Annotated in this window: 14 protein-coding genes; 7 read left to right on the top strand and 7 right to left on the bottom strand. The window is 71.6% G+C overall.

What is annotated here, in order from left to right; all coding sequences use genetic code 11:
* Positions 1-4 precede the first annotated feature (4 nt).
* Positions 5-1,345, bottom strand: coding sequence for a 6-phospho-beta-glucosidase (locus OHA05_RS03890; protein ID WP_328859824.1), 1,341 nt, complete (start codon positions 1,343-1,345; stop codon positions 5-7).
* Complete coding sequence (locus OHA05_RS03885; protein WP_313947827.1) at positions 1,342-2,268, bottom strand: DeoR/GlpR family DNA-binding transcription regulator; 927 nt, start codon at positions 2,266-2,268, stop codon at positions 1,342-1,344. The genes OHA05_RS03890 and OHA05_RS03885 overlap by 4 nt, the downstream gene beginning before the upstream one ends.
* Here OHA05_RS03885 and OHA05_RS03880 point away from each other — a divergent pair.
* The 5 genes from OHA05_RS03880 to OHA05_RS03860 are packed head-to-tail and all read left to right on the top strand — an operon-like array spanning position 2,218 to position 9,310.
* The gene (locus tag OHA05_RS03880; protein WP_328859823.1) at positions 2,218-3,234 is read left to right on the top strand and encodes a PfkB family carbohydrate kinase; all 1,017 of its coding nucleotides are present in this window, start codon (positions 2,218-2,220) and stop codon (positions 3,232-3,234) included. The two genes, OHA05_RS03885 and OHA05_RS03880, sit on opposite strands and share 51 nt — an antisense overlap.
* Before the next feature lie 42 nt (positions 3,235-3,276).
* On the top strand, positions 3,277-4,557 hold the full coding sequence (locus OHA05_RS03875; RefSeq protein WP_328859822.1) for an ABC transporter substrate-binding protein: 1,281 nt from the start codon (positions 3,277-3,279) through the stop codon (positions 4,555-4,557).
* Entirely contained in the window at positions 4,554-5,522 is a 969-nt protein-coding gene (locus tag OHA05_RS03870) for a carbohydrate ABC transporter permease (RefSeq protein WP_328859821.1), read from the top strand. Before OHA05_RS03875 ends, OHA05_RS03870 begins: the two co-directional genes overlap by 4 nt.
* Positions 5,523-5,534: 12 nt before the next feature.
* Positions 5,535-6,380, top strand: a complete 846-nt coding sequence (locus OHA05_RS03865) for a carbohydrate ABC transporter permease (RefSeq protein ID WP_328859820.1) — start codon at positions 5,535-5,537, stop codon at positions 6,378-6,380.
* Positions 6,380-9,310: a glycoside hydrolase family 2 TIM barrel-domain containing protein gene (locus tag OHA05_RS03860; protein WP_328859819.1), complete on the top strand. Its 2,931-nt coding sequence runs from the start codon at positions 6,380-6,382 to the stop codon at positions 9,308-9,310. Before OHA05_RS03865 ends, OHA05_RS03860 begins: the two co-directional genes overlap by 1 nt.
* On the opposite strand, the gene OHA05_RS03855 is transcribed toward OHA05_RS03860, so the two are convergent.
* Entirely contained in the window at positions 9,277-9,876 is a 600-nt protein-coding gene (locus OHA05_RS03855) for a putative glycolipid-binding domain-containing protein (protein WP_328859818.1), read from the bottom strand. The two genes, OHA05_RS03860 and OHA05_RS03855, sit on opposite strands and share 34 nt — an antisense overlap.
* Before the next feature lie 124 nt (positions 9,877-10,000).
* Between OHA05_RS03855 and OHA05_RS03850 the strand changes: the two genes are divergently transcribed.
* Positions 10,001-11,230, top strand: a complete 1,230-nt coding sequence (locus OHA05_RS03850) for an LmeA family phospholipid-binding protein (protein WP_328859817.1) — start codon at positions 10,001-10,003, stop codon at positions 11,228-11,230.
* Between the two features lie 1,207 nt (positions 11,231-12,437).
* Here the strand turns inward: OHA05_RS03850 and meaB are convergent.
* The 3 genes from meaB to OHA05_RS03835 are packed head-to-tail and all read right to left on the bottom strand — an operon-like array spanning position 12,438 to position 17,519.
* Positions 12,438-13,430 carry a methylmalonyl Co-A mutase-associated GTPase MeaB gene (gene meaB / locus OHA05_RS03845; protein WP_328859816.1) on the bottom strand — a complete coding sequence of 331 codons (993 nt, stop codon included), beginning with the start codon at positions 13,428-13,430 and terminating at the stop codon, positions 12,438-12,440.
* 4 nt (positions 13,431-13,434) lie between these two features.
* Positions 13,435-15,636: a methylmalonyl-CoA mutase gene (scpA, locus tag OHA05_RS03840; RefSeq protein ID WP_328859815.1), complete on the bottom strand. Its 2,202-nt coding sequence runs from the start codon at positions 15,634-15,636 to the stop codon at positions 13,435-13,437.
* Positions 15,636-17,519, bottom strand: coding sequence for a methylmalonyl-CoA mutase family protein (locus tag OHA05_RS03835; protein WP_328859814.1), 1,884 nt, complete (start codon positions 17,517-17,519; stop codon positions 15,636-15,638). Before OHA05_RS03835 ends, scpA begins: the two co-directional genes overlap by 1 nt.
* Positions 17,520-17,792: 273 nt before the next feature.
* Between OHA05_RS03835 and OHA05_RS03830 the strand changes: the two genes are divergently transcribed.
* On the top strand, positions 17,793-18,164 hold the full coding sequence (locus tag OHA05_RS03830) for a VOC family protein (RefSeq protein ID WP_328859813.1): 372 nt from the start codon (positions 17,793-17,795) through the stop codon (positions 18,162-18,164).
* A 93-nt stretch (positions 18,165-18,257) separates the two neighbouring features.
* On the opposite strand, the gene OHA05_RS03825 is transcribed toward OHA05_RS03830, so the two are convergent.
* The gene (locus OHA05_RS03825) at positions 18,258-18,944 is read right to left on the bottom strand and encodes a DUF2848 domain-containing protein (protein ID WP_328859812.1); all 687 of its coding nucleotides are present in this window, start codon (positions 18,942-18,944) and stop codon (positions 18,258-18,260) included.
* Positions 18,945-18,972 lie beyond the last annotated feature (28 nt).

Below are 18,972 nucleotides of genomic sequence, written 5' to 3'. Positions count from 1 at the left end.
GCTCCTACGTCAGATACGCGAGTGCGGGATGGGCGCCGGTGTATCCGTCGACGAGACGGCGGGCGACGGTCACGGAGTCGACCAGGGGATGGAGGGCGAACGCCTTGACGGCGGCCGCCCGTGATCCGCTGCCGGCCGCGGCCAGCACTTCACGTTCCACGGCCTTGACGGCGAGGACAAGACCCGTGGCGTGGGCGGGCAGTGGACTGACCGAGACCGGATGCGCACCGTTCGCGTCGACGAAGCAGGGGACTTCGACGACGGCGTCCGCGTCCAGCACCGACAGGGTCGTCCGGTTGCGCACGTTGAGGATCAGCGTGGTGCGCTGGTTGTGCGCGATGGCCCGCATCAGGGCGAGCGCCACCTGCTCGTAGCCGCCCGACTCGAGATCGCTCGCGTCCCGCTCACCGGCCCCGGCGGCCTCGCGGTTGTGCGCCATGTACGTGGCCTCGCGTTCGGCGCGCGTACGGTCCCAGGTCTCCAGCGCCGGGGCGTCCGGGCGCTCCATCTCCGCGTAGAAACGGGCCTGTTGCTCGTGCAGGAACGCACCGCGGGTCTGCTTCGCCTCCTGGTAGGCGCGCACCGCCTCACGGTTGAAGTAGTAGTAGTGCAGATACTCGTTGGGGATCGCGCCGAGGGACTGGAGCCAGTCGGGGCCGAAGAGCTTGCCCTCCTCGAAGGAGCCGAGCAGTTCGGTGTCGGCGAGCAGCCGGGGCAGCTCGTCGCGGCCCTCGACGCGCAGCCCGCGCAGCCACCCGAGGTGGTTGAGGCCCACGTAGTCGATCCAGGCGCTGTCCGGGTCGGCGCCCAGGACGCGCGCCACCCGTCGGCCGAGGCCCACCGGTGAGTCGCAGATGCCGATGACTCGGTCGCCCAGATGACGGGCCATGGCCTCGGTGACCAGCCCCGCCGGGTTGGTGAAGTTGATGACCCAGGCGTCCGGCGCGAGTCTCGCGACCCGGCGGGCGATGTCGACGGCGACGGGAACCGTCCGCAGTCCGTACGCGATGCCGCCGGCGCCGACGGTCTCCTGGCCGAGCACTCCCTCGGCGAGGGCGATGCGCTCATCGGCGGCGCGGCCCTCCAGCCCGCCCACGCGGATGGCGGAGAAGACGAAGTCGGCCCCGCGCAGGGCCTCGTCGAGGTCCGTGGTGACGGTGACGCGTGGCGCGTCCGGCACCCCGGCCGCTTGGTCGGCCAGCACCCGCGCGATGGCGTTGAGTCTGGCGGAGTCCAGGTCGTGCAGGACGACGTCGGTGACCCGGCCCGCGGCGTGGTCGCCGAGCAGGGCGCCGTAGACGAGCGGCAGCCGGAAGCCCCCACCGCCGAGGATCGTGAGCCTCATACCTCCATCACCTTCACTCCTGCCTCGTCGAAGGCGGCGCCGGTCGCCGGATCCGCGGGGGCGTTGGTCACCACGGTGTCGAGTGCGTCCGGGCCGCACACCCTGGCCATGCCGGTGCCGGGGAACTTGCCCGCGTCGGCGAGCAGGACCACCGCGTCGGCGGCCGCGATCATCGCCCGCTTGACCGGGACCTCGACGACGGTGGTGTCCATGACGTGGCCGTTCGGGCGGATGCCGCTCGTGCCGAGGAAGAGCCAGTCCGCGTGCAGCTGGCGGAGATTGTCCTCGGTGAGGAAGCCGACCAGGGAGCGGTACTCCCGGCGGACCATGCCGCCGAGCAGGATCAGCTCGATGCCGGTGTCGTCGGCCAGCTCCTCGTACACCACCAGATTGCTGGTGATCACGGTGAGCCGGCGGCCGCGCAGCTGCCGGGCCAGCCGGTAGGCCGTGGTGCCGATGTCGAGGAGCACGGACTGTCCGTCCTCGACCATCGCGGCGGCGCGGACCGCTATGGCGTCCTTCTCGGGCACCCGGATCTCGGCGACCTCGGCGAAGGGCTGATCGCCCTCGTCCACGGCGGCCCCGCCGTGGACCCGGGTGAGCAGACCCTCCTCCTCCAGCTTGACCAGGTCCCGCCGGACGGTGGCGGCGCTCACACCCAGCTGCTCGGACAGGTCGGTTACGGCTGCGGGGCCGCCTGATCTCAGGGCCCGCAGGATGAGTTGATGTCGTCGCTCAGCCAGCACACCGGGCACGCTACTCGTCAATCTCAAGCATTTCCATGCATCTTCGTGCTCAACTCTTGCCAATTCTGTTCGTCGGGCGCACGATCCTGTGCACAGCTTGCAGGTCTTTGACGAGAGGGCGGGCGCGTGGACGAGGAGCCGAGGGCCGATGTCCTCCTGACCGGCCTGCTCTTCCACGACATCGTCCTCACCGGCCTCGGCAAGCCGCCCACGCCGGGGGAGGAGATCTGGACCCGCGGGATGGGCTGCGGCCCGGGCGGGATCGCCAACCTCGCCGTGGCGGCCGCCCGCCACGGACTCACCACCTCGCTCGCCACCGTCTTCGGCGACGACCTGTACGGCAGACAGCTCAAGGAGATCCTCGCCGGGCAGGAGGGCATCGACCTCAGGTGCTCCCGCACGGCCGAGGGTTGGGACACCCCGGTCACCGTCTCCCTCGCCCACGGCCACGACCGCGCCCTGGTCACCCACGGCACACCGCCCCCGTATACACAGGACCAGCTGCTGCCCGACCCGCCGCCCGCCCGCACCGCACTCGTGCATCTCGGCGCCGAACGCCAGGAGTGGCTCGGCAAGGCCGCCGCCTCCGGCACCCTGATCTTCGCCGACGTCGGCTGGGACCCCAGCGAACAGTGGTCCGGCGAGCTGCTGGAACAGCTCTCCCTCTGCCACGCCTTCCTGCCCAACGACACCGAGGCCATGCGCTACACCCGCACCGACAGCCCGGCCGCCGCGCTCGGTGCGCTCGCCGACCTGACCCCCGTCGCCGTGATCACCCGCGGACGCGAGGGCGCGCTCGCCGTCGACCAGCTCACCGGGGAGTACGCCGAGGTCCCGGCCCTTGACATCGTTGCCATCGACGCCACCGGGGCCGGTGACGTGTTCGGGGCGAGCTTCGTCGCCGCGAGCCTCGGCGGCTGGCCCCTCGCCGACCGGCTGCGCTTCGCCACCCTCGCCGCCGGCCTCTCCGTCCGGCGCCACACCGGCGCGCTCGCCGCACCCGGCCTGCACGGCATCACCCACTGGTGGCACACCACCGGCTCACGCACCCCCGGGCTCTTTCGCGACTACGCCTTCCTGGCCGACCGGCTGCCCGCCGACCCCGGCCCGGCCCCGCACGAGGCGCCCGTCACCCCCCGCTGACCATCCGTCCGGACACACCGACCCCGAAAGGCGGTAGGAGCAGTGCACCTCTCCCGAAGAGGACTGCTGCGCGCAGGGCTGGCCACCACGGCCGCCGCGCTCGGCTCCACCGCGGCAGGCTGCGCCGTCCCCCGCGGCTCCACCGGCCGCACCATGACCCTCTGGTACTGGTCCGGGGGGCTGAGCGAGAAGGTCGTCGCCGACGCCGAGCGCCGCTTCACCGACGTGTCGCTGCGGCCCGTCCAGATCGGCGGCTACTACCGCTCCAAGCTGATGACCACGATGACCGGGCAGGCGTACATCCCCGACATCGCGGGCCTGCGGGGCGAGGACATGGCGTCCTACCTCCCGAACGCCGACCAGTTCGTGGACCTGCGCACCCTCGGCGCCGAGAAGTTCAAGGACCAGTACCTGCCCTGGAAATGGGACGCCGGCACCGCGCCCGACGGCCGTCTGATCGGCTTCCCGATCGATGCCGGACCCGTCGGCCAGTTCTACCGCGCCGACACCTTCGAGGCGGCCGGACTGCCCACCGACCCCGCCGAGGTGTCCGCCCGGACCTCGACCTGGGAGGCGTACTTCGCGACGGGCGAGACGCTGCAGAAGAAGATCAAGGGCGCGTACTGGGTCGTCGACATCATCGCCGTCTACAACTACGCGATCGGCCAGGGCACCCGGCGCTTCGTCGACGAGAACCGCCACTTCATCGGCGACGGGGAGCATGTCCGCCGCGCCTGGGACCTGGCGCTCGAAGCGCGCCGCCGGGGCCTCGTCTCCCCGATGCTCTCCGGCACCCCCGACGCGATCGCCGCCACCGAGAAGGGACTGCTGCCCGACCAGCTCGGCGCCTCCTGGATCGGCGGCGACCTGAAGCTCAACCTGCCGAAGACCGAGGGGACATGGCGCGTGGCGCAGATGCCCGGCGGGCCCGCCAACGACGGCGGCTCGTTCCTGTCGATCACCCAGGCGTGCCGCGAGCGCGAGCAGGCCTTCGAGATCATCACCTGGCTCCTCGGGGCCGACAATCAGACGCGGGGCTTCGTCGACGCGGGCCTCTTCCCCTCGACCCCGGCGTCGTACCGGCAGAAGGCGATGCTCGACCCCGACCCCTTCTTCGGCGGCCAGCGCACGGTCGACGTCTTCGGGCCGGCCGCCGAGAAGATCCCCGTCGCCTACAACAGCCCGTACGACGTGGCCCTCGGTCAGCCCATCAGGGACGAACTGACCCGTGTCTCGCAGGCGGGCAAGGACCCGAAGCGCGCCTGGAGGGACGCCATGAAGACCTGCCGCCGCATAGCCGACCACCTGGGGGTGAGCGTGTGACCACCGCACCCGCCCTCGACCGGACGGCCGCGAGCCGGCGTACCCCGCCCGAGCCGCCGCCGCGCTCCAAGGCCCGCTCGGTGCTCCGGCACTGGCGGCTGTACGCAGCGATATCGCCGTTCTACCTGATCTTCCTGGCGTTCGGCCTGATCCCCGTCGGGTTCTCGCTGTACCTCTCGTTCCACCGCTGGGACGGCCTCGGCTCCATGGAGTTCGCCGGCCTCGCCCAGTACCGCTATCTGCTCTCCGACACGCAGTTCTGGAACGCGCTGGGCAACACCCTCGTGATCTGGGCGATGGCGACCTTCCCCATGCTCTTCCTGGCGCTGCTCGTCGCGGTGATGATCAACTCCGCGAAGCGGCTGACGAGTTTCTACCGCTTCGCCTTCTTCGTGCCGAACGTCACCTCCGTCGTGGCCGTCGCCATCGTCTTCGGCTCGGTCTTCTCCACCAACTTCGGCCTCGTCAACGCCGTACTCCAGGGACTGGGCCTTGACCCGGTCGCCTGGCTCCAGACACCGTGGAGCATCAAGGTCTCCATCGCCGCATTGATGAGCTGGCAGTGGGTCGGCTACAACGCGATCATCTTCCTCGCGGGCCTGCAGACCATCCCCGGCGAGCTGTACGAGGCGGCCCGGGTCGACGGCGCGAACCCCGTGCAGACCTTCTTCCGGATCACCGTCCCGCTGATGCGCCCCGTCATCCTCTTCACCCTCGTCGTCTCCACCGTCACCGGGCTCCAGTCCTTCTCCGAGCCGCAGGTGCTGCTGTCCACGACGTCCAACACCTCGACGTTCGCGGGCGGTCCCGACAACGCGGGCCAGACGATGGTCCTCTACTTCTTCCAGCAGAGCTTCGACAACAACGACTTCGGCTACGGGGCCGCCGTCGCCTGGGGCATCTTCCTCGTCGTCGTCATCTTCTCGATCGTCAACTGGCGCCTGGTCGCGCGCAGGGAAAAGTAGGAGGGGCCCGCCGTGCACCGTGACAAGGCCGTCAAGGGCGCCCGTGCCTCGGGAGTCGCCCTCCACGGATCGCTCCTCATCGGCGTGATCCTCTCGCTGCTGCCGTTCTACTGGGCGATCGTCATGTCGACGCACACGTCCAGCGAGATCTTCCAGTACCCGCCGAAACTGCTGCCCGGTTCGCACTTCGGCGAGAACGTCCGCAACCTCTTCGACACCGTCGACTTCTTCGGCTCGATGCTCAACTCGCTGATCGTCGCCGGGTCCGTGACCGTGCTGGTGCTGTTCTTCGACTCGCTGGCCGCCTTCGTCTTCGCGAAGTTCGCCTTCCCCGGCCGCCGGGTGCTGTTCGTGCTGATGATGGGCATCTTCATGGTGCCGGCCCAGCTCCAGGCCATCCCGCAGTTCGTCATCATGGCGAAGCTGGGCTGGATCGGGTCCCTGACCGCACTCGTCGTCCCCGCCGCGGCCAACGCCTTCGGCATCTTCTGGATGCGCCAGTACATGAAGGGGGCGATCCACGACGAACTGATGGACGCCTCCCGGCTCGACGGCTGCGGATTCCTGCGCCAGTACTGGCACGTGGCACTGCCGGTGGTGCGGCCCGGACTCGCCTTCCTCGGCATCTTCACCTTCATGTCACAGTGGAACGACTACGCGTGGCCGCTGATCTCCCTCATCAACCCCGACAACGTGACCCTCCAGGTCGCCCTGTCGCAGCTCAACAGCGTGCACGGCAACACCGACTACGGCATGGTCATGGCCGGTGCGGTCCTCGCGCTGATCCCGCTTCTCATCATCTTCCTGATCGGTGCCCGACAGATGATCGCCGACCTGGCCAAGGGAGCCATCCGCTGATGCTGCCGCTCCGTCCGTGGGAATCGCCCGAGATCACCTCCTGGCGCCGGCTGCCGATGCACGCCGTGGACCGCCGCCCCGGCAGCATCTGCCTCGACGGCATCTGGCGCTTCCAACTGCTGCCCGCCCCCGACGCCCCGCTCGCCGACCACTGGTCGGCCCTGGAGGTCCCCGGCGTCTGGACCATGCAGGACGCGGGGGCGCCCGATCTGCCCCACTACACCAATGTGACGATGCCCTGGCCGCACCATCCGCCCGCATCGCCCGCGGCCAACCCCACCGGCGTCCACGAGCGCGACATCGACATTCCCGCCGACTGGGCGGGCCGCAGGATCGTCCTCCAGGTCGGTGCCGCCGAGAGCGTGCTGATCGTCGAGGTCGACGGGCAGGCCGTCGGCATCGGCAAGGACTCCCATCTGGCGAGCGAGTTCGACCTCACCGACGTGGTGCGGCCCGGAGAGCGCAGCACCCTGCGCCTCACCGTCGTGAAGTGGTCCGACAGCTCCCACATCGAGGACCAGGACCAGTGGTGGCACGGCGGCATCACCCGCTCCGTCCTGCTCTACGCCACCGATCCGCTGCACCTCGCCGATGTCGCCGTACGGGCCGGCCGCGACGGTGCGCTGCGGATCGACTGCCGGGTGCGCCTGGCCGGCGGAGCGCTCCCGCCGGGCTGGTTCGTCAGTGGCGAGCTGGAGGGCTGGGGCGAACTCGCCCAGGACACCGCCTTCGACGCGGCGATGCGGGACGACGAGCGCGTCTCGGAGTTCCTCGGAGAGGCACGGCTGAGCGCCACGGTCACCGGCGTACGGCCGTGGTCGGCCGAGACGCCCGCGCTCCACCGGCTGACCGTGCGGCTCCACCGGGCCGACGGCACCGTCGCCGACCGCTCGCGGCACCGCATCGGTTTCCGTGACATCGAGATCCGCGGCCGGGACCTGCTCGTCAACGGCGAGCGCGTGTTCATCCGCGGAGTCAACCGGCACGACTTCCATCCGCTCACCGGACGCACCCTCACCGTGGAGGAGATGCGCGCCGACCTGGCGACGGTGAAGCGCTTCGGCTTCAACGCCGTACGCACCTCCCACTACCCGAACGACCCCGCGCTGCTCGACCTCGCCGACGAACTCGGCCTGTACGTCGTGGACGAGGCCGACATCGAGAGCCACGACCATGCCCACGAGATCGCCGACGACCCGCGCTATCTGCCCGCCTTCGTCGACCGTGTCTCCCGCATGGTGCTGCGCGACAGGAACCACCCGAGTGTCGTCGTCTGGTCGCTCGGCAACGAGAGCGACTACGGCGCGAACCACGACGCCGCCGCCGGCTGGCTGCGCCGCCACGACCCGACGCGCCCCCTCCAGTACGAGGGAGCCGCGAAGACGGACTGGTCGTCCACGCGGATCGCGAGCGACATCGTCTGTCCCATGTACGCCTCGCTCGACGAGATCGTCGCGCACGCCCGCTCCGGCACCCAGACCAAGCCACTGATCCTGTGCGAGTACTCGCACGCCATGGGCAACAGCAACGGCACCCTCGCCGACCACTGGGCCGCGATCGAGTCCACGCCCGGCCTCCAGGGCGGTTTCATCTGGGAACTGTGGGACCACGGCATCCTCCAGCGGCTGTCCGACGGCCGCCCCGCCGGACGGGCCGGGGCCGGCGCCTACGCGGACGGCGTGGCGGGGGAGGGCCACCGCTGGGCGTACGGCGGCGACTTCGGCGACACCCCCAACGATGGCGCGTTCTGCGCGGACGGGCTGCTCTTCCCCGACCGCACGCCGAAGCCGGCGATGTACGAGCACCGCGAACTGGCCGCGCCCCTGCGGCTGTCGTACGACGGCCGCACGGTCACCGTCCACAACCACCAGCACTTCCGGGATCTTTCCTGGCTGACCGCGGAGTGGCTGCTGTCCTGCGAGGACGGGGGAGAGGCCACCGCCCCGGCCGCGCTGCCGGCCCTGCCGCCCGGCGGCTGTGCCGAACTCCCCGTGCCGGCCGAACTGACGACCGCGCTGCCCGCCGACGGCGGGGAGACCTGGCTGACGCTGCGGGTCACCACGGCCGCGCACGAGACCTGGGCGGCGCGCGGCACCGAGATCTGCACACCGCAGATCCGGCTCCGTGAGCGCGGGACCGTACCGTTCGACACCACGCCCGCCCCGGGCCGTATCGAGGTCGACGACGACGGACTACTTCTGCACCCGCTGCTCACCGCACCGCCCGTCCTGAACCTGTGGCGCGCGCCGACCGACAACGATCTGCTCGGCGGAGCCGCGGACCTGTGGCGCGAACTCGGCCTGGACGCCCCGGTCCGCAAGCCGCTGTCGGTGAGCCGTGAGGGCGCCAAGGTGTCGGTGCGCTCGGCGTACGACACCGGCGCCGGGACCGTCGTGCACGAGCAGGTCCTCACGCCGGTCCAGGACGGGCTGCTCATCGAGGAGAGGGCGGTGCTTCCGGACGGCCTGTCGGACGTCGCCCGCGTCGGATCGGTCTTCGAGACGGTCGCGAGCCTGGACCGGATCGAGTGGTACGGGCAGGGCCCCTGGGAGTCCTACCCTGACCGCCGCTCGGCTCCCGTCGGGCGGTACGGCGCGGACGTCGACTCGCTGTTCACCCCGTATCTGCGGCCCCAGGAGAGCGGCGGCCGCCATGGCGTCCGCGGCTTCGCCCTGCGGCCCGCCGACGGCGGACCGGGCCTCGCGGTCCGGCTGGACAGCCCACGGCAGGTGGGAGTGGGGCGCTACCGGGACAAGGACCTCGCCGACGCGGCCCACCACGACGAGCTCGTGCCGCGCCCGTGCCCCGTGGTCCGCATCGACGCGGCCCACCGCGGCCTGGGCACGGCCTCCTGCGGGCCCGACACCCTGCCGCCGTATCTCGTGGGGGCCGGCACCTACACCTGGTCGTGGGTACTGCGGTCGCTCTGACGCGCGCTCGTGCGGCGCGCCAGTCCGGGGTAGTCCACGACGAATCCGTCCGCGTCGAACTCCACGTCGCGGCGGAAGTCCTCCGAGACGAACCGGACGCGCGCGCCGTGCTCCGAGGCGCCGAGGTGCGTGTAGGTCTGCGGCGAGGCGTGCACGGTGAGATCGGGCACCGACACCCACGCCATCACCAGGCTCTGCTCACCCGCGGCGGTGTGCAGCCCATGACGCAGCACCGGCATGGTGTTGGTGAGCGGGCACAGCGCCAGATCACAGTCGAGCGCGCCGTCGAGCCCGGGTACCGGCTCCCCGTCCGCCCGCCACACGCCGTCGTCGTCCCGCCGCAGCCGCAGCGCGCGCACCCCGTCGGCGGACTCGACACTCACCCGCAGTTCGCGGGTCACGAGGCCGGCGTCGGTCTCCAGCTCGTACGAGACCCAGTACGGCTCGGGCGCCATGCCGACGGCGCGGCCCCGCGCCCGCAGACCCGCATGCCCGAGATCCACCCACGCCGTCTCGTATCCCCGGCTCTGGGTGACTTCCCATGTGAGAACGTGCGACGTGACCATGGACACAGATTAGGCGCGTCGTGGGAGGTCCGGGCGCCGCGGCTGCGCCGATCTTTGTCTCAAACCCTCACGTAAAGGCGGTTGGACTTGCGTTCGAGGGTGGCCCGCATGGTGGGATGAGCTGATGCGCCCCCCCACACGCATATCGACGCATTCGCGAAATCCGTACGAGGAACTCGCTCAACTGGCAGATCCGGAGCCCGACTACACCGACTACGTTCCGAGGGATCCGCTGGAGCTCGGACTACGGTCCGACACCGACGACGAGGACGACTGGCAGCCGCCCAACCACCGCGGCAGGAGCCGCTTCGCGGCGCTGCCCGCCCTGGTGAAGCTGGTCCTGGTCACGGGCCTGTTCGCCGTCTGCCTGCTGCTCGCCGACCGGCTCGCCGAGGCGTACGCGCAGACCAAGGCCGCCGACAAGCTGCAGAATTCGCTCGGTCTCGCCACGCGGCCGGACGTGGACATCCACGGCTTCCCGTTCCTTACCCAGGTGCTCGGCGACCGGATCGACCGCGTCGACGTCACCGTGCCGGACGTCTCCGCGGACCGTGTCTCGCTCGCCGAGGTGCGGGCCAGTGTGCGAGACGTCCGCATCGTCGGCGACGCCCCCACCTCCATCCAGGGTGCGGTCATCGGCCGCCTCGACGGCGAGGTCCTGCTCTCCTTCGACGATCTCAATCGCGAACTCGGCGCCTCCCAGCTGACGTTCACCGGGAGCGGCGACGACGCCGTCCGCGTCAACGGTGAACTCGCCGTCGCCGGACAGGATCTGAGCGTCCGTGCCCATGCCCGGCTCACCCGCGACAACGGCCGTGCCCTCACCACGACCATCGACGGCATGCAGCTCGACATCCCGGGCGTCGCCGTCTACCGGCCGGGCAAGGACCCCGAACACTCCGGCCTGCGGCTGCACCGGGAGACGGCCGACCTCATCAGCCGCGAGGCCGCACGCGCCAAGGCGCTGCTCTCCGTGCCGGCGATCGTCGAACGGCTCGGCGTCAGCGACGCGCAGGTGCGCCGGGCGCTGGCGAGCGAGAAGGAACTGAACCGGCTGACGGGCGCCCCGAAGTTCGCCGAGCAGCTGATGAAGGTCAACCTCGTCGATGTGGTGGTCGCACACCCCGAGCTCCTGGAAAAGGTCGGCATCGACCCCGCACTGATCAAGGGCCTGCTCGCGCTGAGGCCCCCGGAGCTGTCGGAGCGGCTGTCCCTGTCCTTCGAACTGCCTGCGTCGCTGCGTGAGCTGAGTCTTCAGGACATCAGGGTGGAGAAGGAGGGCATCAAGGCCCGGGTGGTCGGCTCGGGCATCAAGGTGGGAGAAGCGGGCGGCGCGGAGGCGTCGGGTCGGTGAGGTGAGGTGAGGTGAGGGGGCGGGGGCGTGAGCCTTCCGCCGCGCGGCGCTCTTGCTGCGTGCTCGCGGCTGCATCCGGGTCGGTGCCCGCGCCCGGGACAGGTGCCTGCGCGCGACTACCTCTCCGGGCCGGTGCACGGGACCACTCTTCAGGGGCCGCCCGCCGGGACCACGGCTCCTGGGTTGTTGCTCCGGCGGGTGCCCGTATCTGCCGCTCCGGGCGGGCGCCCACGCCCGCGACTCCGGCTTGGACTCCGGGACCACTCTTCCGGCCGCGTGCCGGGGCCACCACGCCGGCCCGCGCCCGCGGCCGGTGCTGCGGGCACGCGCTCGGGGCCACCGCATCCGCCGGTGCTCGCCGCTCCCGGGAGGGCGGGCGCCCGCGCCGGACGACGCCGTTCTGAGCCCGCGCGCGAGAGCAAGTCCTCGGCTCTGTACGGGGACTACTGCTCCGAGGCCGCACTGGGAACCGCCCAGGGCTCGCGCCCGGGACCGACGCCCAGGGGCGTTGCTACGACTTGCCCTCAGGCAGGGCGCCCGCGCCGGCGCCTGTGGCCGCGTCCACCGCGGGCGCGGGGACCACAACCGGGAGGCCATGCCCGGGACCACTGTTCCGGGCTCACGCTCGGCACTAAAGCTGCGGCTCGCGCCCGCGGCCACCACGGGCAGGTGCCCGCTGCTGTCGCTCCGCCGTCCGAGGGCAACGCTCCGGGTGGGCGCCCACGTCCGGGACAGGTGCTGCGGGCTCGTGCCCGCCCACGACCGCCTCTCCGGGCCGGCGCCCGGGACCGACGCCCAGGGGCGTTGCTGCGACCACCGCTCAGGGTGCCCCCGCCGACGCCTGTGGCCGGGTCCACCGCGGGCGCGGCAACCACAACCGGGAGGCCGTGCCTGGGACCACTGTTCCGGGCTGACGCTCGGCGGCGCCCATGCTCGCGCCCACGACCACCACCGGTCCGGCGACCGGACACCACCGGTCCGGCGACCGAGAATGCCACACCGGCTCGGCGACCGGGGTCACCGCACCCGCCCTCGGTCGACCACCGCGACCACCGCTTCGGGCCCGGCGCCCGGGACCACCGTCCCCGCCTACCGTTTCTGGCCCGGCGGCGGAACCCAACGCCCGGCCCCCGCCCCGCGAGTACCCCCGGTCCGGCGGCCGCGACCCCCGCGCGGTGCGCGCAAAGCAACTGCGCGCCGCAACGCCCTACGCCTGCGGCTTCCAGAACGCGTCCAGGATGCGTTCCGCCGCCAGCGTCGCCGTCAACTGCCCTTCCCGGACCTGCTGTTCGAGATCGGGCGCGAGTGCCCGTACCTCGGGATGCGCGCGCAGGCGGTCGCGCAGCCCGTCGTGGACCATCGTCCACGCCCAGTCGATCTGCTGGGAACGGCGCTTCGCCGCCAGGCGCCCCGTCGAGTCCAGCAGGGAGCGGTGCTGCTCGACCCGCTCCCACACCGTGTCCAGGCCCGTGCCCTCCCGTGCGCTGCACGACAGCACCGGGGGAGTCCACGCCGCGTCGGCGGGGTGCATCAGCCGCAGGGCGCCCGCGAGTTCACGTGCCGCGGAGCGGGCGTCCCGCTCATGGGGTCCGTCGGCCTTGTTCACCGTGATCACGTCGGCCAGCTCCAGCACACCCTTCTTGATGCCCTGGAGCTGGTCGCCGGTGCGGGCCAGGGTGAGCAGCAGGAAGGTGTCCACCATGTTGGCCACGGCCGTCTCCGACTGGCCCACGCCGACGGTCTCGACCAGCACCACGTCGTAGCCCGCCGCCTCCATCACGATCATGGTCTCGCGCGTCGCCTTGGCGACACCGCCGAGCGTGCCCGAGGTGGGGGAGGGACGGACGAATGCCGCAGGGTCCGTCGACAGCCGCTCCATCCGCGTCTTGTCGCCGAGGATGGAGCCGCCCGTACGGCTGGACGACGGATCGACGGCGAGGACCGCGACCCGGTGGCCGAGCCCGGTCAGCAGCGTCCCGAGCGCGTCGATGAAGGTGGACTTTCCGACCCCGGGCACCCCGCTGATCCCCACCCGCCGGGCCGAACCGGCGTACGGCAACAGCTCGGTGAGCAACTGCTGCGCCAGCGTCCGGTGATCGGCGCGGGTGGACTCCACGAGCGTGACGGCGCGCGCGATGTACGCGCGCGACCCCTCACGTACGCCCTTGACGTAACTGTCGATGTCGATCGTCGGTGGCATGAGCTCACAACTCGTGGCCGAGCGAGGCGCCCAGCGTCTTCACCAGGTCCTGCGCGGCGTCGGGAATCACCGTGCCGGGAGGGAACACGGCTGCCGCGCCGGCCTCCAGCAGGGTCGGGACGTCCTGCGGAGGGATCACCCCGCCCACCACGATCATGATGTCCTCACGGCCCTCGGCGGCCAGTTCCTCCCGCAGCGCGGGCACCAGCGTCAGATGGCCCGCGGCGAGCGAGGAGACACCGACGATGTGGACGTCCGCCTCCACCGCCTGGCGGGCGACCTCGGCCGGCGTCTGGAACAGCGGGCCCACGTCGACGTCGAAGCCGAGGTCGGCGAAGGCCGTCGCGATCACCTTCTGGCCGCGGTCGTGCCCGTCCTGGCCCATCTTGGCCACCAGGATGCGCGGGCGACGGCCCTCGGCCTCCTCGAACCCCTCGACCAGCGTCCGGGTCGTCTCCACCGCCGGTGACGTCCCGGCCTCGTTTCGGTACACACCGGAGATCGTACGGATCTGCCCCGAGTGGCGCCCGTAGACCTTCTCCAGGGCGTCGGAGATCTCGCCGACGGTCGCCATGGCACGCGCCGCGTCGACCGCCAGGGCCAGCAGATTGCCCTCCAGGCCCGCGCCCGGACCGGACTCGGCGGCCGCGGTGAGCGCCCGCAGCGCGTCCTGGCAGGCGCCCTCGTCGCGCTCCGCGCGCAGCCGCCGCAGCTTCTCCACCTGCTGGGTGCGCACCGAGGAGTTGTCGACCTTGAGGACGTCGATCTCCTCGTCGGTCTCGACGCGGTACTTGTTGACGCCGATGACCGGCTGGCGTCCCGAGTCGATCCGGGCCTGCGTACGCGCGGCAGCCTCCTCGACGCGCAGCTTGGGGATGCCCGCGTCGATGGCCTGCGCCATGCCGCCGGCCGCCTCGACCTCCTCGATGTGCTGCCAGGCGCGGCGGGCGAGGTCGTGCGTGAGCTTCTCGACGTACGCGCTGCCGCCCCACGGGTCGATGACCCGGCAGGTCCCGGACTCCTGCTGGAGCAGGAGCTGGGTGTTGCGGGCGATGCGCGCGGAGAAGTCCGTCGGCAGCGCGAGCGCCTCGTCGAGCGCGTTGGTGTGCAGCGACTGCGTGTGTCCCTGGGTGGCCGCCATGGCCTCCACACAGGTACGCGTGACGTTGTTGAAGACGTCCTGCGCCGTCAGCGACCAGCCCGACGTCTGGCAATGGGTGCGCAGCGACAGCGACTTGGCGTTCTTCGGGTCGAACGTCCTGACCAGCTTCGCCCACAGCAGGCGCGCCGCCCGCAGCTTGGCGACCTCCATGAAGAAGTTCATGCCGATCGCCCAGAAGAACGACAGCCGCGGAGCGAAGGCGTCCACGTCGAGACCGGCGCCGATGCCCGCGCGCAGGTACTCCATGCCGTCGGCGAGGGTGTACGCGAGCTCCAGGTCGGCCGTGGCCCCGGCCTCCTGGATGTGATAGCCGGAGATCGAGATGGAGTTGTACCGCGGCATCTTCTGCGAGGTGTACGCGAAGATGTCCGAGATGATCCGCATCGAGGGCCGCGGCGGATAGATGTAGGTGTTGCGGACCATGAACTCCTTGAGGATGTCGTTCTGAATGGTCCCGGCCAGCTTCTCGGGCGGCACGCCCTGTTCCTCGGCGGCCACGATGTAGAGCGCCAGAACGGGCAGCACGGCACCGTTCATGGTCATCGACACGCTCATCCTGTCCAGCGGGATGCCGTCGAACAGCTGGCGCATGTCGTAGATCGAGTCGATGGCCACACCGGCCATGCCGACATCGCCCGTCACCCGGGGGTGGTCACTGTCGTAACCGCGGTGGGTCGGCAGGTCGAAGGCGACCGACAGACCCTTCTGCCCGGCGGCGAGATTGCGCCGGTAGAAGGCGTTGGACTCCTCCGCGGTGGAGAACCCGGCGTACTGACGGATCGTCCACGGCTGGTTGACGTACATCGTCGGGTACGGGCCGCGCAGATACGGCGCGACGCCCGGGTAGGTGCCCAGGAAGTCCAGCCCCGCCAGATCCCCGCCGGTGTAGAGCGGCTTGACGGGAATGCCCTCGGGGGTGTCCCACACCAGGTCGGTGTCGCCCTTGCCGGTCGACTCCTTCACCGCCGTACGCCACTGGTCCTCGGAGACCTGCGACGTGCCGCCGTCCCCGAGTTCGATCTCCGTGAAGTCCGGGATCCGCATCACGCCACTCCGATCCGGTCGAGGACGGTGGTGAGGACGGCGACCGCGTCGCCGCCCGCGACGACGAACTCGTCGACTCCGGCCCGTTCGTACGTCTCACGCTGGTCGCCGGGACGCCCGGCGAGGAGGACAAGCCGCGCGTCGGCCGCCTTGAGCGCCTCGGCCACCGGCACCGCGTGCTCGGCGTAGAGGCTGTCGCTGGAGCAGACGCAGGCGATCTGCGCCCCGCTCGCGGTGAACGCCTCGGCGGCCGTGGCCGCGTCGACCGACACCGGGTCGTGGACCGGTTCGATGCCGCCGGCCTGGAAGAGGTTGGCGGCGAAGCTCACCCGCGCGGTGTGGGCGGCCGCCGGGCCGATGGCCGCGACGAAGACACGCGGCCGGGCGCCGGTGGCGGCCAGATGCGCGTCCGAGCGGGCCCGCAGCGCCTCGAACGCCTCGTCGCGGCGTACGGTGGGAAGTCCGCCGGAGGGCGCGGCGGGCGCCGGGTCGCGCTGCACCGGTGCCTGGGCCAGCAGCGGGAACTCGCTGACGCCCGTGATCGGTTCGCGCCGCTTGGCCAGCGAGGCGCTGCGGCTCTCCCAGGTCGCGCCGATGCGCTCGGCCACCAGGCCGGAGCGCAGCGCGGCGGGCAGCCCGCCGGCCCGCTCGATCTCCTGGAACCAGGCCCAGGCCGCCTGCGCGACCTCGTCGGTGAGCTGCTCCACGTACCAGGAGCCGCCGGCCGGGTCGATCACGCGGCCCACGTGCGACTCCTCGACGAGGATGGTCGAGGTGTTGCGCGCGATACGGCGGGCGAACGCGTCGGGGAGACCGAGCGCGTGGTCGAAGGGGAGCACGGTCACCGCGTCGGCACCGCCGACCCCCGCGGCGAGCGAGGCGACCGTGGTGCGCAGCATGTTCACCCACGGGTCGCGCCGGGTCATCATCACCGGCGACGTCACCGCGTGCTGGCGCTGCGCGCCCGCGGAACCGGCCCCGCACGCCTCGGCGACGCGCGCCCACACCCGGCGCGCCGCACGGAGCTTGGCGACGGTGAGGAACTGGTCGGCGGTGGCCGCGTACCGGAACTCCAGCTGACCGCAGGCGGCTTCGACGGAGAGCCCGGCGGCGGTGAGGTCACGCAGCAGGGCGACGCCGGTCGCCAGCGAGCAGCCGAGTTCCTGCGCGGCGGACGCGCCGGCCCCGTGGTACGGCAGCGCGTCGACGGTCAGGGCGCGCAGCCCGGGCCGGGAGGTGTGGCACAGCCGGGCGAGTTCGACGGCGGCGGCGGTGTGCGCGGCGAGGTCGTCGTACGCACCGGTGCGCGCGGCATGCCCCAGGGGGTCGGCGCCGAGGTTGCCCAGCGCGGCCTCGGGAGCGAGTCCGCGCTCCTCGTGGATGCGCAGCAACTCCCGTGCCGCCGCGTCGAATTCGGCACCGGCGTCGAGTACGACGGGAGCGAGGTCGAGGTAGACGTCCTTCAGGGCCGTCGCCATGCCCGAGACCGGGACACCGGCCGGCCCGACGGTGAGCCAGAGGGAGGTGACCCCGTTCTCCAGGTCCGCGAGGACGGCTTCGTTCGTACGCTCCGGATCCGGGCGGTCGTGGCGCTGGCGCACGTCCCAGCCGGACACCGCGCCGCCCTCGGGCCTGCCGCCCCGGGTGAAGGGGGCGAAGCCGGGAAGGCCGGCGCTGTCGTACGCGCCGTCGCCCGCGGTGTACAGAGGACGGGTGGAGATCCCGTCCTCGATGGCTGTGGACAGCGCGTCCTCTGCCGCCGTGTCCGCGGTGTCCTTGCCTGCCTTGCGCAGCACGCCGGCGACCAGTTGCTGCCACTGCTCGTGGGTGGCATCCGGGAATTCGGCGGCCAGTGAGAACCCGTCATCGGGGAGGACCGTCATGCTCAGATGCTAGGTCAAGCACACAACTGTGCAGCAGAGGAGAAGGCTGTGACCTTGCACTCTCCCGGTCGCTCTTGATCCTTCCCGGGCGATGCCCTATTTCCGCGGGCCGTTCGACGTGCGGGAACGTCCCTGCCGCGCGCGCCTCGTGTCGGGGTCGGCGGCCGGGCCGGGGAGGGGACGGCGCGCCGCGGACCGTGGGACAGCCGGGTGCGCGGGTCCGGCGACGGCCGTAGCGTGGACAGCACAGTCACAGGAAGGCGGAAGCCCGCAATGACCGGTGAGATCTCGTTCTTCGAACTGGGCGTCGGCGACCCCGCCCAGGCCCGTGCGTTCTACGGCGGACTCTTCGGCTGGTCCTTCGAGGAGGGCACGACGGAGGGCGGCGGCTACGCCATCCGCACCCCGGACGTCCCGGGCGGTGTGCACGGCAGCGACCCCGGCGCCGGCCCGTACCTCTTCTTCCGCGTCGACGACATGCGGACCGCCCTGGCGCGGGTCGCCGAACTCGGGGGCACCGTCGACGACTTCGACGTCGGCGGGGACGAGGAGACGGTCGCCCGCTTCGGCCGGTTCACGTTCTGCCACGACGATCAGGGATCGCCCTTCGGGCTGCATGAACCCCCGAAGGGCGAGCCTGCCTGACGGACCCGTGGGGGACGGTGCTCTGCCGCCGCGGTCCGTCGCCCGGAGCCTCCCGCCCGCCGCTCGGACCCGTCGCCCCTCCCGTACGGCCGCTCAGCCGATCGGCACCGGCAGCGGCACCACGTCGTACGCGAGGTCGATGACATCGCCGGTGGCCGGGTCGCCCAGCTCCACGCGCCAGCGGCCGGCGAACTGGTCCACGCCGTCGCGCATCGGGATCGTGCCCGAGATCAGCACGGTGCCGGGAATCAGATCACCGCGTCCGCGCAGCACGTCCGCCCAGTAGGCCGGCGTCAGCAGCTCGGCCAGCGTGCCGTTCTGGATGAGGAGCTCGTCGCCGTCGTGGGTCACCCAGGCACGCAGGGTCAGCGTGTCGAGCCGGTCCTCGACATCGGCCAGCCGCCAGGCCCGCCGGGCGAGGACATCGGGGCCCGCGTTCTTGCTCCAGGCCACGCCGTGCACCTCCAGCTCGCGGTCGGTGTGGTCGCACGCGGCGGTCAGCAGCAGCTCACCGTCACGGTCGACGACGAGAGCCCACTCCGCCTCACCGGAGGTGCGTCCGTGCTGCGCGCCCACCTGTCCCGTCTGCTGGGCCAGGTACGCGGAGACCGGGTACAGCGCCGGGGTCGTCGAGGGGGCGGGCACGCCCAGCTCGGCGAGCTCGGCCACATGGGCCGCCACGTCGTCCTGGCTGCGGCCGGCGTATCCGGCGTTGAGCACCTGGACGACGTCGACCTCCCGGGTCGATCCGTCGGGAAGGTCGAAGCTCAGCAGGGCCATGATCTCTCCATACCGGGGGAAGCGAAGC

Source organism: Streptomyces sp. NBC_00306 (genome assembly GCF_036169555.1).
Lineage (GTDB): Bacteria > Actinomycetota > Actinomycetes > Streptomycetales > Streptomycetaceae > Streptomyces > Streptomyces achmelvichensis.
Note: the sequence above shows the minus strand (reverse complement) of the source record. Positions and strands in the feature narration are given on the sequence as shown.